Origin of the sequence: Streptomyces sp. NBC_00354 (assembly GCF_036106915.1) — a bacterium.
Classification (GTDB): domain Bacteria; phylum Actinomycetota; class Actinomycetes; order Streptomycetales; family Streptomycetaceae; genus Streptomyces.
This window is the reverse complement of sequence record NZ_CP107983.1, coordinates 8361513-8375664: the sequence shown is the minus strand read 5'-3', so window position 1 is coordinate 8375664 and position 14152 is coordinate 8361513. Positions and strand designations below refer to the sequence as shown.

The following is a 14152-nucleotide window of genomic DNA, read 5'->3' as shown; positions in this document are numbered from 1 at the left end:
GGCAGAGAGTCTCCGACTCAGGTCACCGGGCCAGTTCGGCCTGGTGCCACGGCACGCCCGTCTTGGCCTGCCCGATCAGGCAGCTGATGCCCTGATTGTCGTCTGGGCTGGTCACAGGCTGTCACCGAAGACCATCGCCGCCTTCGCACCCTCGCCGAGCCGCCACCACGTCAGCCCGAGGCCGTGCAAGGCCGGTGGAAGGGGCGGTAGTCGAGCTCCCCCCCAGGCGAGGACTGCGGTGAACGTCGACGGCAGGGACAAGAATGAGGGACTGTGATGACAGTCCTGGTGGTCGGCGTACCGGAAGGCGAGGAACTGGAGCGGCTGAGGTCGCGGATCCAGCGCAACCCCCACTTCCAGGTCATCTCCCACGCCCGCACGCCCGACATCGCCCTCGCGCACGCCCGGGTCCTGCTCCCCGACATCACCGTGCTCACCCTGGCCGGAGGCTTCCGCGACGACACTGTTCCACGGCGCGAGGCCGGCACCCGGAGAGGGTGCCGGCCTCGCGCCGTGTCCGCGGTGCCGGTGGGTGGTCAGCCGCGGCGGACCCGTACGAGCCGGAAGGCGGCGTAGAGGGCAGCGGCGGCCAGGGCCAGGACGATGGAGGTCTCGATGAGCTGCGTCGGCCAGTAGTGCGAGGCCGGGTGGAAATCCGTGTACCGGGCGATGATGTTCATGTCCGCCGGGCAGTCGCCGCCGCTCTGGGCCCGCCGGAAACAGGCGTCATAGGGCAGGCGCTCGCCCGAGGCGGTGAGGTATCCCGTGTCCATCAGCAAGGCGGAGTTCGGCATCAGGTGCACGGGACTTCCGGGGTAGGGCGCGGTGCCGGTCTCCGTGGGGAGGAACGACCACCGCAGGGCGCCCAGGGCCAGCAGGGTCAGGCCGGTGAGGAGACCGGTGACCGCCATGGCGGCGAGGGTACGCCGTACCAGCTGGCCGACGAGGACTCCGAGGGCCACGCCGAGCAGGCAGTATCCGACGAGGACGGGGCCGGTGGCCTCGTACGCTCCGCGGTCGGCCCAGTGGAACTGGTAGGTCATGGACACCCGGGCCCAGCCGAGGCGGTAGACGCCGACCAGCGCAGCCGAGCCGAGCGCCACCGCCGTCGCGGCCACGAGGACCTTCGCACCGAGCCAGGCCTTCGGGGTGAACGACTGGGTGAGGGCGAGCCGCCAGGTGCCGCTCTCCAGCTCCCGGGCGGTCATCGGGCCGGCCACGAAGGCCCCGACCAGCAGCGGCAGGAACACCAGGCACTTGCCTGCGAACTCCATGAACAGGCGCAGGGCGCTGTAGGCGTGGTTCGAGTACAGAGCGCCGTCGTGGGGGTCGGAGGCCCACGCGCGCAGGGCGAGCACCGCGGCGAGGCCGGCAACCGCGAGGGCGGGCACGGTCCACAGTGCGAGCCGGTGCTGGTGGACGGTGACCCAGTACGGGCCCTTCAGGGTGAGCGCGCTCATGCCCGCACCTCCGCGGTGGCCGGGGAGCCCTCGGCGTCGAACGGCGGAGCGTCGGGGGAACGCAGGTGGGCGAGCAAGAGCTCCTCCAGGGAGGGATGCGTCGTCTGCCAGGTCCCGCTGTCGACGGGGCCCCGCAGCCGCACGAGTGCGGTGAGCTGGCGGCCCGTCGTACGGGACTCGACGACGGTGTGCGCGGCGAGTTCGGCGGAGGCGGTGACGGGGCCGGTGAGCAGCCGGTGGGCCGCACTGACCTCGTCGATGGGGCCGGAGAGGCGGATCCGGCCGCCGTCGGCGAGGAGGAGGTGGTCGCAGGCGCCCTCCAGCTCGGTGAGGATGTGCGAGGACATCACCACCGAGGTGCCGTTCTCGGCGGCGTCGGCCATCAGCGTGCCCATGAGCTGGTGCCGGGCGAGCGGGTCGAGATCGGCCATCGGCTCGTCGAGAAGGAGCACGACGGGGCGCTTGCCGAGGGCCAGGGCCAGGGCGACGCGGGTGCGCTGGCCGCCGGAGAGCGTACGGACCTTCGCGTGCGGGTCGAGTGCCCCGGCGTCGACGATCCGCTGCGCCGCCTCGGCGTCCCAGCGGCCGGGGTTGAGCTCCTGGCCCATGCGCAGGGTCTCGCCGATGGTGAGCTGCGGGTAGAGGGCCTTGTCCTGGCCCACGTAGGCCAACGTCTCGCGCGACGCCGCCGTGCGCAGGGTGCCCTCCGTGGGGAGCACGAGCCCGGCCGCGAGCATCAGCAGGGTCGATTTTCCGGCACCGTTGGGGCCGACGAGGGCACACACCCGGCCTTCGGGCAGCCGGAAGGAGCAGTCGCGCAGCGCCCAGCCTCCCCGGCGTCCGTAGCGCAGGCCGAGGCCTTCCGCCTCTATCACGGTTTGCGTCATGCGTCGCCGTCTCCCTTGAAGTGTCGTTCCAGTACGGATGTGAAGAGCGCGGCCACGTCGTCCCGTTCCAGCCCGGCGTCCCGGGCCCGCCGTGCCCAGTCGGCGAGTTCGTCGCGCAGCGGGGAGTCGGCCGGGGCGCTGCCCAGCGACTTCCGGATGAAGGTGCCCAGGCCCCGCTTCGCCTCGACGAGCCCTTCGCGTTCCAGCTCGCGATAGGCCTTGAGGACGGTGTTCGGATTGATGGCGGTGGCCTCCACGACCTCGCGTGCGGTCGGCAGTTTGTCGCCGGGCTCCAACAGGCCCAGGCGCAGGGCCTGTTTGGTCTGCTGGACGATTTGCAGGTACGTGGCGATGCCGCTACGCCGGTCGATGCGGTATTCCAGCACGCCAACACCACCCTTTCACTAGGTAAGTAGTGAAAGGGTGGTGCAAGGGTGGGTCGCCTGTCAACTCGTCCCGCTCGGCCCGGCCGCGTCCACCGGTCGGTGGACGCGGGTTCAACCCGTCGAGCCTGTCGGCGCGAGCACCACCGCCCGCGAGGTCGGCGACCGGATGGCCGGGCTCCCCGAGGTCGCGGCCGTCGGCGCCCCGACGTGGCTCTGATCGACCTTCGGACGCCGGTCATGGACGGGGGCGCGGCCACCGCCGAGATCGTCGGCGGGCCGAGCGCGACAAGGGGCTCGTCCTCACCACGGACGACACGGACGTGGGGACGAGGATGCCGAGCCACGTCCCAACGGTGTTGACGTACTCGGGGTCAATGGACCGCTGACCCAGCGGGAGGCCGCCGCGTGCGGCGTCAGCTGGTCTCCTTCTCCGCGCGCAAGCGCTCCGCGTCCGCCTCGGCCCGCTCCCCCGCCGTGCGACGGTGCTCCGCCGCTTCCCCCGCCACTTCGCCGGGAGGGCCAAGGCCTCCTTCACGGTGTAGCTGCAGGGCGCCGCCGTCTCTGAGCCCGTCACGTTCGTTATCCGCTGAGGGTGGTCGCCCACCCGCCGGGCGCTCACGGGCCGGAGCGCAGGCGGCCGACGATCCGCCCGGGCCCTGGGCCGCTCACCCCATCGGGGGGTAGCCGTACGTCTGGTCGTCCGTATCTCCCGGGGCGACGGGAGGGGTCCCTGCGTAGCGCACGCTCAGGGAGATGAGGAGGGTCCCGAGCAGGAAGAGGCCGCTGCTGGTGAACCACCATCCGGCGGCCGTCAGGCCGGTGGCCGTCTCGGGGGCGCGCTGGAACTGCCCGATGACGATGAGCACGATGCTGACCACGATGATGCCCACGGCCAGCAGCGCCAGCCCGTCGAAGCCGGCCTCCGTGGACTCCGGAGGCATCTCGGGGCCGGCCGCGGGGGGCGCGTCCTTCGGGGGGATCGCGGCGCTTGGGGGAGGCACTTGGTACGTGGGAAGAGAGTGGGCCTTCCCCACATGGTCGTACGCACGCTCGAAGGCGTTGACTTCCTCAGGGGTGGCGTCCAGGGCTGTGACCAAGGCGGCGAGGTGCTCCCAGGTCATGGGCATGCCCCTGCCCATGCGCAGCACCTGCGCCGCCCACCGCTGGGCGGTGTCCGGCGCGTCGCCGAAGGCCTTGGCGGCCAGCTCGTCCTCCGTTAACCAGATCAAGCTGCCGTCGCGCTCGTCCAAGTGCTTGAACGAGCGCGCCAGGTCCACCGGGGTCTGCGCGGTCTCCAGCAAGTCCAGGAGTCCTTGGTTGTCCCTCTGCTCGGTGCCGTCGTTCTCGCTGTTCACAGCGTTGTCCTGGCTGTCCTGTCGTTGTCCCGGGACACCCGGATCAGCTGCCTGGCCGCGCTCGTCCGTCAGTTGTCCCGGGACAACCGGCGGCCCGGCCGCCACGGTGCCGGCACTGGGCGGGTGGGCGAGGCCGACGCCCTCTCCAAGCTCGTCAAGCTCCGCATCCTGGGCCTCCAGCCGCTCCTCGACCACTTCCAGGAACTGCTCGATCTCCTCCAGCCGAGGCAGGATCTGGTCCTCGGTGAACACGGCCAGCCCAGCCCCCGGCGCATCCCTGCCAAGGTCGCGCAACACCGCTTCGTCGCGGATCACCTGATTCGCAGCCGCTGTATGGACCGTGAAGGCCTTCTCCTCCAGGCGGCGAGCGTGCTCCAACTGCCCGCCCGCCCGGTCCCGGAACCCCCGCAGCTGCTCCAGCTCCAGCTCCAGCTCGGCGCGGCCCTCCTCAGCCCGCTCCAGCTGGACCTCCAGCGTGGTGCACCTCGCCCCCAGCAAGGACACCGTCTTCTCCAGGGCCTGGCGCTGGAGCTCGGACTCGTGGAGCTTCTGCCAGGCTTCGGCGTTCTTCTGCTGGGCGGCGGCTAGGTCCTTGTACGCCTGCGCCACCGGACCCAGCCGCGCACCGCGCGGCGCGGCGGATGGAAGCGCCCCGTCTCCCCGGGCCTGATCGGCCTGCCTGGCCGCTTCCAGAAGCTGCAGGCCGTCCCGGAGCCGTTCGTCCGGCTCCATCGTGACGTAGAGACGCACCACCGTCTCGACGAACTCGTCGGGCGGGAGCCGGCTACCGCGCAGGACCTCGCCGCACGAGGACCTGCTGTACGGGAACTTCGCCGTCTTCAGCCTCTCCACCAGCTCCCGTAACGTGCTCTCCTTCGTAACGCCCCTCAGCCACGCAGCCAGCGCGTCGGCTTCTTCCGTCCGCCCTCGCGGCTCCCCATACGGCCGCCCGGCCATCGCGCCTCCCGAAAAAGCCTCTGTCCTGCGGGACAACCCCCGGCTGTCCCGTTCTTCCGGCCTCCGACCTGCGTAAACGCTGATCAGCCGAAGCGAACATTGTCGTTACTCGCGACGCTGAGTCTCCACCCAATCCCAGAAACCGGAGACTCGTCATGACTGCTCCCAGCACGCCCCCGCGCCGCAGCTGGCCCTACGTCGTCGTCGCCATCGTCGTCCTCGCCCTCCAACAAGGCTGGGACGCCCAGCAGGTCATCACCCTCGCCGTCAGCCTCCTCGTCCTCATCGCCGTCATCACCGCCGCCGGCCACAACCGCGAATAGCACCCCAAGGGCGCGGCCACGCCGCCCCACGCGAACACGCCGTACAAGGGCGACCGGGCCGTGAGCAGCACCCGCTACGGCCGGCACCGGCCCTCCACAGCCCGGACCCTTACGCCCCGGCACTGTCCTCGCCAGCGCTAGCGGGCACGGGCCTGCGGGGCACAGGGGTCGGGCTTGCGGGGCGCCGTCGGCGTCGGCGTCGGCGAGGAGCTCGGAGTGGGCACAGGGCTCGGTGTCAGAGAGGTACCGGGTTCGGGAGAGGCCCGCGCCGACGGGATGGAGGAGGGAAAGCCCTGGATGGGCCTGACCGGGCCCGGGATGAAGGAACCCGGCACCCAGGCGAACGCCGCCGACTGCACGGCTCCCTCAGTTTCGAAGCCAGCTCGGGGAACGAGCTGATCGCCAGCCTGGATCTGACGGCACCCGCCGGACGTCCCGGTCAGGGAGTCCCCCGCCAAGATCACGGCCAGCGCCAGACCCGCCACCACGGTCGCCGCGGTCAGCGAACGTAACGCCGGCCGCAGCACAAGGCCCCTCCCCAGGCGCCGCAACCGGCCGCCGACGCCGTCGGCGGCCGCCCGGGCGTGCAGATCTTCTCCTTCTGCGGGTTGCAACCCGCGGGCTTGGGCGGCCCTCTGGCCAGCTCGGCGCAGGAGCTCGTCCGCGTCGTTGCGGGCCTGGGCGCGCAGTCGTGCGGCGTCGGCTTCCGCGCTCGTGCGGATGCGGTCGGCCTCCGCGTGGGCGTCCTTGCGGAGGGCTTCGGCTTCCAGGGTGGCATCGTCGAGGGTCTGCCGCACGGTAGCGCGGACCCGTCTACGTGCAGGCTGGGCCTGGCGCTGGAGCAGCTTCACGTCCTGCCAACGGCCGCGCCAGGCATCCGCATCCGCGAGTGCGGGATCGACCCGGCACCCGGTCGCAGCGGCCGGATCCATGTCCCCGGAAGTGGTGACGACCCGGACGAACTCGAGCAGCGCCTCCCGCGAGGTGAACCGCGTGCCGGCCAGCATCTCGTTGAGACCGGCCTTGGTCAGCCTCGGCCTCACCGAGGCAGCGGCAATCGTCGCGTAGGACGGAGCGCCATTGGCGATATGAAGCCGGTTCAGCTCATCCGTGAACTCCCCCAGCGCGTTCTCGAACGCAGTGATGGCGGTGGCGTCATGCGGTTCGATCCCGGGACCTTCTTGTGCCACCGGATCACCCCCTTGTCCGGAAAGCAACGCTAGAGGGCCCCGACGCCGTAGGTACACGGAATCCGCCGAACGATGCTGAACGCCCGACGGCGTTCGAGATCCGGCCCGGTTCCCCAGGGCTGTGACCAGCGACGTCCGGGTCCATGCGGGCCCGTACGGATCACTAGGAACCCGCCCCGAAGGCCGCTCTCCTGGAGACATGACCCACAACGACGCGACACCCCAGATGCCCGACCCCGTACGGCCCCCCACCCACCCGGAACCGCCCGCACCCCCGACAGCGAACCGGAACGCAGCCCACGACACCCTCGTGCTGATCGCCCTCCTCGGCACCTGCGCAGCCGTCTACCTCACCGTCGGGGAAGCCGGCTTCGCCGGTGTCGTCAGCGCCGTCGCCGGCCTCTACGGCACCTGGCGCATGCGCCACTGAACCCGTGCCACATCACTCGACGCGCCGACGCTCGTCGAAGTCGATGTCGGCATCGGGCACGGAGACTCGCTCGGGGTTCAGGAACCGCTCGAAGATCAGGCCGTGGGCTCAGTGCCAGGCGGCGAGGCTTCTTGGCTGGCGGGGCGGGCGCCCTCGGCGCTCCCTTCGCTGGTGGGCAAGCGATGCCAGGAATTCAGCAGGCCGGAAGTGAGTCCCGGCCGGTGTCGACGTAGATGCCGGGGATGTATTCGCCGGTGGACATGCGGTACCACAAACCGTTGCGCTCGGCCGGGCCTCGGTAGGCGCCCAGCGAGACGGCTCGCCCGGCAACCTGGCACAGCACCACGATGTCCTGGCCGATGTCGTAGCCGTGCCCTGTGGCCGATCCACGTCCGTGATCGGTGTCGGTGTAGTCGGCGTAGACCCGCACGACCGTTGAGCCGCCGTTGTCGGACCAGGCGATGCGCGAGACGTACCGGCCGGACCTCGAGTCCGCAGGAGACGCGGATGGACTGGGCGATGGGGTGGCGGGCGGTGTCGGGGAGGGCGCTTGGGACTGTGGTGTCCGCGTGGACGATGTCGCCGTCGTCTGGTTTCCCGGCTGGCCTGCCTTGGCATCATCCTTGTTCCCGCCGGACAGGGCGAAGGCGCCGTATCCCGCAAGGCACAGCACAACTCCGGGTGCGACGCGCGCGATGGCGCGTCTCACCATCCATGCCATCACCAGCGCTGGATCTGCTTCTTCCTCCGCCTCCGGCGGTACTGCGAGGTGGTTCGCATGCGAACTGGCCTGCTCAGGGCCTGTTTGCCCTTGCGTTCCAAGGCCCGGACTCTGGCGAGCAACGACGGGGGCCTTGGCTGTCCTGGACTCGGCCAGATCCGTCTGAGCCCGGTCACGACACTCGACAGCGGCCTGCCGCTCCGAGGCGAGCCGGGAGTACTCCTGGCTCAGCCCGTCGAGCCGGCTCTGAAGGTCCTGTCGGCGCAGACGCTCGCCATCCCGGTCCTCGCGCAGTGTCTCCATCTCCGCCCGGAAACCGGATTCCTGCCTTCTCACCTCGTTCATGGCGACTGTCATCTCGCGGATGACCATCGTGGACTTGTACTCGGCCAGCATCGCCACGTGCACGGAGTGCGGCTTCTTCCGGGCACAGTAGAGCGCGAGCAGCTCGCCGTACTCCCGTACAAATGCATTAGCTGCATCGGCCTGGACGTTGCCCCTTTCCTGGGCCTCACGCAGGAGTGCCTCGACGAAATCGAGGGGAGGCAGGTTCGGCTGGTTGCGGGAGGGCGTGGACCACAGGCTCACCTTGCCGTCAGGGAGCCCGATCTTCTTGCCCAGCGCGTTGCCCGAGAGACCGGTCTCCTTCACGAGGTCGCGCACCTTGTCCTTGAAGGTGCTCATGGCCCGAAAAGCTCTCTCATCCGCATCGCCGTCGTCGCCGAGCACAGGTAACCGCTGGTCCGTCACTGGTTCTCACATCCGATGAGGGGTCGGGCAAGAACAGCAGTTTCTCTCACGTGCGCACCCCCTCCGACCACCGTTCTAGTACTCCCCGTGACCGCATCCGCCGGTCACCCCCGGACCAGGTGCGGGGACACCTCGCGGGATGTCGTCCTGGTGCTCGGCCGACACCAGGGCGGCGGAACCGACAATGTGAAGGAATGTCACATGAACGGCCATGACCCGATTCTCATCCTTTTGATCCTGACTCTGGTTGGTCTCACCGTCGGCTACGTGCACCACCGCTGGCCCACGATCGGAGCCTCGATCGACATCGCCGGCAAGGTGCTGCTCGTCGTCATCGGAGTACTCGTCTTTACCGGCGCCGGCGCCAACCCGCCCCAATACACGGTTCCTGCACCCACACCGTCGATGACCGCACCGGCTGCGCCCGGTACCCCGGGCGGGGCGCTGGCACCGGCCCCGTCCACGACGGCTCCAGGCAGCCCGCAGCGCAGCTGATAGGCCGATTTCGCAGCCGTCTGGACCCTCGGAGAGCGGGACCGGACTGCCCGGTGCCGCGCTGTACGCCGGGGGCGACCGGGGCGGTGCCGACAACGGCGCCCACGGCGCTGCGGGCGGTTCTGCCGGGGGCCACGGCGACCTTCAGCACATGGCCCACCGCCGGAACTTTCAAGATCATGTGAACGGCGATCCCCAGGGCAATGACGGTGATGCGGAGGCCGGTGACGACGTTGCCCTGCCCAGGGCAGGTCTCGAACGCCGGGGCGAGGCCGATGACGATGATCGGCTCAACCATGATGAGCGCGATCAGGACCCCGTCCCACCGGCGGAGCTTGCTCCAAATCGCCCTACCTGCTCTCCCGGATGGCCGCGGCGACGTCCAAGAGCGCCCGCGCGCCAGTCCCGGTTGACCAGGCTGGAGTAGACGACGACGGAGAGCAGCGCGCCACTTGGCCTCGCTGGAATCAAGGGCCACGTACTCAACGACTCCGAAGAGCCCGACCCCGACTGGGAACCCGACTTCGACACGTACTGAGGGCTCAGGCGGAAGCTCCGCCGACCGTGCCCCATCCACCGAAGAACTCGGGCAAGGTGCGGCGCTGTTCTTCCTTGTGAGCGACCTGGCGGGCGAGGATGTCGCGGCCGATGTACGGATCGACGGCGGCGAGCACCAGGCGCTGGAGTTCGTCCGGCTCCAGCGCCTCCACCTCCCACTGCACCGGGCGGCGGAGGTCGAAGCCGTAGCGGCGGGCGAAAGCCGGCCACCTCGGGTCGCCGCTCTTGCCCTCGGTCGCCGGGAGCCCGCAGCGGCCCTGGCCACCGGGGCCGCGACGGGAGCCGCGCCACGACAGAGCGAGAGCGTCCGGCTGCGCGGTATCGTTTCTCGTTCTCAGCGCAGTTGCTCGGCCAGTCCGATGATGATGCCCTCCGGGCCGCGGAGGTAGCAGAGCAGATGGCTGTCCTCGAACCGGGCGATCTCGCCGACGAGTTCGGCGCCGTGAGGGCGCAGTCGGGCGACGGTGTCCTCGATGTCGTCGACGGCGAACATGACGCGGTGCGTGCCCAGAGTATTGTGCGGCCGGTTGCGCGGCCCGGCGCTGATCACCGCGGGGCTGCGGTACTTCGCCAGCTCGAGCCGGCTGTGACCGTCCGGGGTCCGGACCATCGCGATGTCACAGCGGACGCCGTCGTGTCCGGTCATTCCTGCGGCTGCGGCCGGGTTCCGCCGAACCGGGGCACGTCGTCGATGGCCGCGTCCAGGCGCAGGCGCACGTACCGGAGCGGGTGCCGGTAGACGCCGCCCCGGTCGATGGAGGTGTCGGCGCTGATCTCCGCGACGAGGCCAGGCTGGACGAGGGTGGTGTCGAGGACGTCGCGGGTGCCCCATGCCGAGGAGAACTTCGCGCCCGTCCAGGGATGGCCGGGTCCGGCCGGGGTGAGGTGCTCGGCGACGTGCGGGCCGCGTCGGGATGCAGTTGGACCGTTCCTGAACTTGTTAAATGATCATGACTCCTCGTAGCCTTACCCGCCGGTACGGGGAGTTTGGCTCGCTGTGTCCCGTACCGGGCGTCTTCGGCGGGCAGCATCGAGGAGAGAAAAATGAAGCACGCAGTACGCCGCATCGGCGCCGCCGTGGCCACGGCGGCGCTCGCCGGCGGGATGGTCGTCGCACTTCCGGGAATGGCAAGCGCCGCAGGCCCCGGATACCACTGCAAGAACTGGCAGACGTCCAGCCACAAGTGGACTGCCTCCTGCACCGTCACTTCTGGCCAGGCGCGCGCCACGACGGAGTGCGGCAACGGCAAGGTCATCTACGGCAAGTGGGTCGGCCGCGGGCAGTGGGCGTTCGGCGGCGAGTGCGGCCAGTACGCGCTCATGGCTTACTCGGTCGACTGGAAGAAGTAGCCCCCGACTCCGCGCTCAGCCAGCCCTCCGATTGAGTGCGGACCGGTGGCGATCTCGGTCCGTGCGCTTGGGACGCGTGTACGTGAGACCTTCGGCGGGACCTGGCACCGCGCTGGATTCTGCCGTCCGCAGCCCCGGCCCCGGAGCTTGACTCCGGACCGGCGTTGCGGATCGCCCGGCCTGCCCGGGACGCTGTCTCGCTCTGTGCCCTGCGGGCGATGCGATGGGCGATCTCACGTCCACGTAACCAGCACCGCAGGTGAGCGTCGTCGTAGCCTTTGTCGGCGTGAATCTTGCCGGGGTGGATGGGTGTCCTACGGAGAGCTGCCCACCCTCCGGGCGGGAGGCTTGCCCAGCGATCAGGTGGCTTGCCCGGGGCGGAAGCGGGAGCGCCAGCCGCGGGCCTTCTCGGCGGTCGCGGTGGCCACCTGGTCCGCTGCCGCGACCGTCTTGTCCTCGCACGGTTCGTAAAGCGTGGGGTCCCACCGGTAGTCCGGCTTTGGGGAGAGCCGGGTTCTCCGGTCGGGCGTTCTCGAACTTCGTCCCGCAGCCGCCGCAGACAGGGCGGGCGGCCTCGTGCTCGGCCCGCTTCTGCTCGGCCGCGCGGCGCCGCTGCTACTCCTCCTGCTGTGCCTTCATCTGCTCCGCCCGGCGGGCGAAGGCGGCGCCCCGCAGGGGCTGCATGTGGTGCGGCCGAACCGCGGCACGTCCTCCACGGTCACGTCCGGACGGATCCGCTGGAACCTGAGCGGGTGACGGAAAACGCCCTGGTAAATGGCCCTGTCGGCGCTGACTTCCGCCACCAGGTCCGGGCGGACAAGCACCACGTCCAGTAGGAAACGCCCTAGCTAGCCGAGAAAGCGAAGTAGTGGGCTCCGCTCCCGGGGGTTTGGCTGCCGGGCACCGAACGGGATGTGTCAGACTCCGCTCGAATGATCATTCGGGGGGAGTTTCACGTTGAACGCGTTCTTGAAGAGGGTGTGGATCGGACTGGCCGCGACTTTGATCGTGAGTCTGGCTGCCGTGGTCCTGCCGGACCAGGTACAGATCGACGACAACGGGCGCGTGCACCTGGGCGCGCCCTTGTCCAAGCCGTCCGAATCCGCGTCGGCGCCCGCGCCGGAGCCTGAACCCACGTCGCCACCCCTCACGCGGGACGAGGTGGACGAAGTGATCCGGACGGCGGTCCGCGCGGCGGGCCTCGACCCGGAGCAGGGCAAGTCGACGGTCCCGGCCGGATCCAACCTCAACAGGACGGGCTGGATGGCCGTCCGGGAGATGGCCGCCGCACAGTCCGAAATGAAGGCGATCTGTGCGGACTTGGAGCGCCAGGGCTGGGTGCTGAACCCGAACGGCGACAGCGCCGACGCCTCCCGCAGTTACAAGCGCGGGGGCTGGTACCTGCTGGTGAGCACGCGCGGGAAGACCCAGGCACCGTCCAACACCCTGAGCGACTCGCAGACCTACCTGACCATGACCGGGCTCCAGCTCAACCTGTCCGACATACCGCTCCCCGAGGTCACCGTCCGCATGCGCTGACCACTCACAGCACAGCCCACACCGTCTTCCGGGCCGACGACGTCGAAGCCGCGGCCGACTTCGCCGCAACCGAGCCGTGGATGCCCGTGCTGCTCGTGGACATCGCTCAGCGCGTCGTCATCCCGGTCACCAACCTGCCCGACCCCGGCACGGAGGGAGTGCCGTGCGACGACTCGTTCGCGCTGTTCGAGCTGGGGATCTGCTTCCTGGGCACCCTGCGGTCCTGGCACGAGCAGGCTGGCCCCGCCGCGGCCGAGGGCATCGCCCGCGCCGTCATCCGCTTCACCGTCCAGATCCTCACCGAGCCACACGAGGACGTCGCCGACATCCTGGAGCAGCTGATGGCCGTCGCGCTGGGCCAGGCACTCGATGCGCACCCTGCACCGGGCCCGCACCCAGTGGGCAGGCACCACCGCCGTGTAGTGCGGTGTGGGGTGCACTCCGGCCGGTGCGGGTTCGGTGCACCGCATCCGGCGCGTGCACCGCGCCGGCTGGTGGTGCGCATCGGCGCATTGGGTGCGCACGCCACGCGGTCTTCGCCGCTAACCCGAAAACGGCCGGAGCCGTTGCTCAAGGTCAGCGAGGAGTGAGGAGGCAGAACTCGTTGCCTTCCGGGTCGGCCAGAACCGTCCAGGAGATTGCGGACTGGTCGATACCAGGGTCCGTGGCGCCCAGGGCGCGCAGTCGGGCTTCTTCTGCTTCCAGGTCGTCACCGGGGTAGGGGCAGACGTCGAGGTGGACGCGGTTCCACACACTCTTGGCGTCGGGGGTGCGGAGGAACTCCAGGTAGGGGCCGACGCCTTTGGCGGATCGCATGGTCGCGTGGTCGTCGGTGACCTCGTGCAGCGTCCAGTCCATCGCCTGGCCCCAGAACCGGGCCATCCCTCGTGGGTCGGTGCAGTCGACCACCACCGCGGCGATCGGCCCCGTGTCCTGGTAGATCGGGCGGGGCTCCAGGACGCAGAACTCGTTGCCCTCCGGGTCGGCCATGACCGTCCAGGGGGCGTCGCCCTGACCCACGTCGGCGAGCGTCGCGCCGAGATCCTTCAAGCGCGCGACCAACTCCGCCTGATGGGCGGTCGAGGTGGTGGCCAGATCAAGGTGCACGCGGTTCTTGACCGTTTTGGGTTCCGGGCGGGCGACGATGTCGATGCAGACGGCCACGGGGTCTGGGTAGGCGAAGCCCACGGGTTCGAGGTTGGTAACGCCGGGTCCCTCGCTGTCGACACCCCAACCGAGTGCCTCCGCCCAGAACCGGCCGAGCACGGAGTCGTCCTGAGCCTTCATATTAATCTGTACGAGTCTTGTTGCCATGTCTCAGATCCTAGAAGCTGTCGCCGGTCCGGACCGCCGTGATCAGACATGTGCTCGACCCGGTGCTGACCGCGCCTTTCGGCGTCGCCGCGGCCAGCCTGTAGGAGTTCCTCGAACAGCTCGGCCAACGGTTCGCGAACCAGCCCGGATCATCGGCCGAGGTTCAAAACCAGTATCCCGCCCCATTGAGGCGATCTCGGTCGTCGGGTGACGTCATTTCTGGTGAACATCCGCAGCACTCAAGATCGCCAGTTGTTGCCCAAACCGCTGACCAATCGCTGCTACTTCACGTGAACGGAGCCAGTCACGGACACCTCACCGCCCCCGACACCTCCCATGCCGGGGGCTTCGTGTTTCCCGGAGGAGAACGCCGTGCCCACCTACGAGGCCACCCCGCTGCACCACTGACCTGGGACGGCGACGGCCGGGCCACCTGG

At 69.8% G+C, this 14152-nt stretch carries 17 protein-coding genes and 2 pseudogenes; 9 read left to right on the top strand and 10 right to left on the bottom strand.

Features of this window, described 5'->3' with window-relative positions; translation table 11 throughout:
- Positions 1-276: 276 nt before the first annotated feature.
- Entirely contained in the window at positions 277-576 is a 300-nt protein-coding gene (locus OHT74_RS38600; RefSeq protein WP_328622920.1) for a hypothetical protein, read from the top strand.
- Here OHT74_RS38600 and OHT74_RS38595 read toward each other — a convergent pair.
- Genes OHT74_RS38595 through OHT74_RS38585 form a run of 3 tightly spaced genes read right to left on the bottom strand, consistent with a single transcriptional unit; the run spans position 537 to position 2733 of the window.
- Positions 537-1460: an ABC transporter permease gene (locus OHT74_RS38595; RefSeq protein WP_328622919.1), complete on the bottom strand. Its 924-nt coding sequence runs from the start codon at positions 1458-1460 to the stop codon at positions 537-539. The two genes, OHT74_RS38600 and OHT74_RS38595, sit on opposite strands and share 40 nt — an antisense overlap.
- Positions 1457-2347, bottom strand: a complete 891-nt coding sequence (locus tag OHT74_RS38590) for an ABC transporter ATP-binding protein (protein ID WP_266671546.1) — start codon at positions 2345-2347, stop codon at positions 1457-1459. Before OHT74_RS38590 ends, OHT74_RS38595 begins: the two co-directional genes overlap by 4 nt.
- Positions 2344-2733 (bottom strand): GntR family transcriptional regulator, encoded by a 390-nt coding sequence (locus tag OHT74_RS38585; RefSeq protein ID WP_053789090.1) that lies wholly within the window; start codon positions 2731-2733, stop codon positions 2344-2346. Before OHT74_RS38585 ends, OHT74_RS38590 begins: the two co-directional genes overlap by 4 nt.
- A gap of 37 nt (positions 2734-2770) precedes the next feature.
- Here OHT74_RS38585 and OHT74_RS38580 point away from each other — a divergent pair, with 37 nt between their 5' ends.
- The gene (locus OHT74_RS38580) at positions 2771-2950 is read left to right on the top strand and encodes a hypothetical protein (protein WP_266673463.1); all 180 of its coding nucleotides are present in this window, start codon (positions 2771-2773) and stop codon (positions 2948-2950) included.
- Between the two features lie 448 nt (positions 2951-3398).
- Here the strand turns inward: OHT74_RS38580 and OHT74_RS38570 are convergent, their stop codons facing one another.
- On the bottom strand, positions 3399-4940 hold the full coding sequence (locus tag OHT74_RS38570) for a hypothetical protein (protein ID WP_328622918.1): 1542 nt from the start codon (positions 4938-4940) through the stop codon (positions 3399-3401).
- A gap of 260 nt (positions 4941-5200) precedes the next feature.
- Here OHT74_RS38570 and OHT74_RS38565 point away from each other — a divergent pair, with 260 nt between their 5' ends.
- Positions 5201-5368: a hypothetical protein gene (locus OHT74_RS38565; protein WP_328622917.1), complete on the top strand. Its 168-nt coding sequence runs from the start codon at positions 5201-5203 to the stop codon at positions 5366-5368.
- A gap of 137 nt (positions 5369-5505) precedes the next feature.
- Here OHT74_RS38565 and OHT74_RS38560 read toward each other — a convergent pair whose 3' ends face one another.
- Entirely contained in the window at positions 5506-6558 is a 1053-nt protein-coding gene (locus OHT74_RS38560) for a hypothetical protein (RefSeq protein WP_328622916.1), read from the bottom strand.
- A gap of 199 nt (positions 6559-6757) precedes the next feature.
- Here OHT74_RS38560 and OHT74_RS38555 point away from each other — a divergent pair, with 199 nt between their 5' ends.
- Entirely contained in the window at positions 6758-6988 is a 231-nt protein-coding gene (locus OHT74_RS38555; RefSeq protein WP_328622915.1) for a hypothetical protein, read from the top strand.
- 15 nt (positions 6989-7003) lie between these two features.
- Here OHT74_RS38555 and OHT74_RS42280 read toward each other — a convergent pair.
- Together OHT74_RS42280 and OHT74_RS38550 are read right to left on the bottom strand one after the other, a co-directional pair.
- Positions 7004-7093 (bottom strand): annotated as a pseudogene (locus OHT74_RS42280) (hypothetical protein); the annotation flags it as partial.
- A gap of 88 nt (positions 7094-7181) precedes the next feature.
- On the bottom strand, positions 7182-8393 hold the full coding sequence (locus OHT74_RS38550; RefSeq protein WP_328622914.1) for a hypothetical protein: 1212 nt from the start codon (positions 8391-8393) through the stop codon (positions 7182-7184).
- A gap of 267 nt (positions 8394-8660) precedes the next feature.
- Between OHT74_RS38550 and OHT74_RS38545 the strand changes: the two genes are divergently transcribed.
- A complete protein-coding gene (locus OHT74_RS38545) occupies positions 8661-8954 on the top strand; it encodes a hypothetical protein (RefSeq protein WP_328622913.1) in 294 nt (97 codons plus the stop codon).
- A 542-nt stretch (positions 8955-9496) separates the two neighbouring features.
- On the opposite strand, the gene OHT74_RS38540 is transcribed toward OHT74_RS38545, so the two are convergent.
- Positions 9497-9676: a hypothetical protein gene (locus tag OHT74_RS38540; RefSeq protein ID WP_328622912.1), complete on the bottom strand. Its 180-nt coding sequence runs from the start codon at positions 9674-9676 to the stop codon at positions 9497-9499.
- A 170-nt stretch (positions 9677-9846) separates the two neighbouring features.
- Positions 9847-10155, bottom strand: a pseudogene (locus tag OHT74_RS38535) (VOC family protein); the annotation flags it as partial.
- A gap of 401 nt (positions 10156-10556) precedes the next feature.
- Here OHT74_RS38535 and OHT74_RS38530 point away from each other — a divergent pair.
- The 4 genes from OHT74_RS38530 (at position 10557) to OHT74_RS38510 (ending at position 12991) form a co-directional block, all read left to right on the top strand.
- The gene (locus OHT74_RS38530; RefSeq protein WP_328622911.1) at positions 10557-10862 is read left to right on the top strand and encodes a hypothetical protein; all 306 of its coding nucleotides are present in this window, start codon (positions 10557-10559) and stop codon (positions 10860-10862) included.
- 576 nt (positions 10863-11438) lie between these two features.
- Positions 11439-11618 (top strand): hypothetical protein, encoded by a 180-nt coding sequence (locus OHT74_RS38520; RefSeq protein WP_328622910.1) that lies wholly within the window; start codon positions 11439-11441, stop codon positions 11616-11618.
- A gap of 252 nt (positions 11619-11870) precedes the next feature.
- The gene (locus OHT74_RS38515; protein WP_266671518.1) at positions 11871-12401 is read left to right on the top strand and encodes a hypothetical protein; all 531 of its coding nucleotides are present in this window, start codon (positions 11871-11873) and stop codon (positions 12399-12401) included.
- 86 nt (positions 12402-12487) lie between these two features.
- Complete coding sequence (locus tag OHT74_RS38510) at positions 12488-12991, top strand: hypothetical protein (RefSeq protein ID WP_328622909.1); 504 nt, start codon at positions 12488-12490, stop codon at positions 12989-12991.
- Here OHT74_RS38510 and OHT74_RS38505 read toward each other — a convergent pair.
- The gene (locus tag OHT74_RS38505) at positions 12978-13715 is read right to left on the bottom strand and encodes a VOC family protein (protein ID WP_328622908.1); all 738 of its coding nucleotides are present in this window, start codon (positions 13713-13715) and stop codon (positions 12978-12980) included. The genes OHT74_RS38510 and OHT74_RS38505 overlap by 14 nt on opposite strands.
- Positions 13716-14152 lie beyond the last annotated feature (437 nt).

Bases quoted from the DNA above. Each gene is read 5' to 3' on its own strand.
- OHT74_RS38600 (WP_328622920.1), top strand. From the start codon at position 277: ATGACAGTCCTGGTGGTCGGCGTACCGGAAGGCGAGGAACTGGAGCGG.
- OHT74_RS38595 (WP_328622919.1), bottom strand. From the start codon at position 1,460: ATGAGCGCGCTCACCCTGAAGGGCCCGTACTGGGTCACCGTCCACCAG.
- OHT74_RS38590 (WP_266671546.1), bottom strand. From the start codon at position 2,347: ATGACGCAAACCGTGATAGAGGCGGAAGGCCTCGGCCTGCGCTACGGA.
- OHT74_RS38565 (WP_328622917.1), top strand. From the start codon at position 5,201: ATGACTGCTCCCAGCACGCCCCCGCGCCGCAGCTGGCCCTACGTCGTC.
- OHT74_RS38555 (WP_328622915.1), top strand. From the start codon at position 6,758: ATGACCCACAACGACGCGACACCCCAGATGCCCGACCCCGTACGGCCC.
- OHT74_RS38550 (WP_328622914.1), bottom strand. From the start codon at position 8,393: ATGAGCACCTTCAAGGACAAGGTGCGCGACCTCGTGAAGGAGACCGGT.
- OHT74_RS38545 (WP_328622913.1), top strand. From the start codon at position 8,661: ATGAACGGCCATGACCCGATTCTCATCCTTTTGATCCTGACTCTGGTT.
- OHT74_RS38530 (WP_328622911.1), top strand. From the start codon at position 10,557: ATGAAGCACGCAGTACGCCGCATCGGCGCCGCCGTGGCCACGGCGGCG.
- OHT74_RS38505 (WP_328622908.1), bottom strand. From the start codon at position 13,715: ATGGCAACAAGACTCGTACAGATTAATATGAAGGCTCAGGACGACTCC.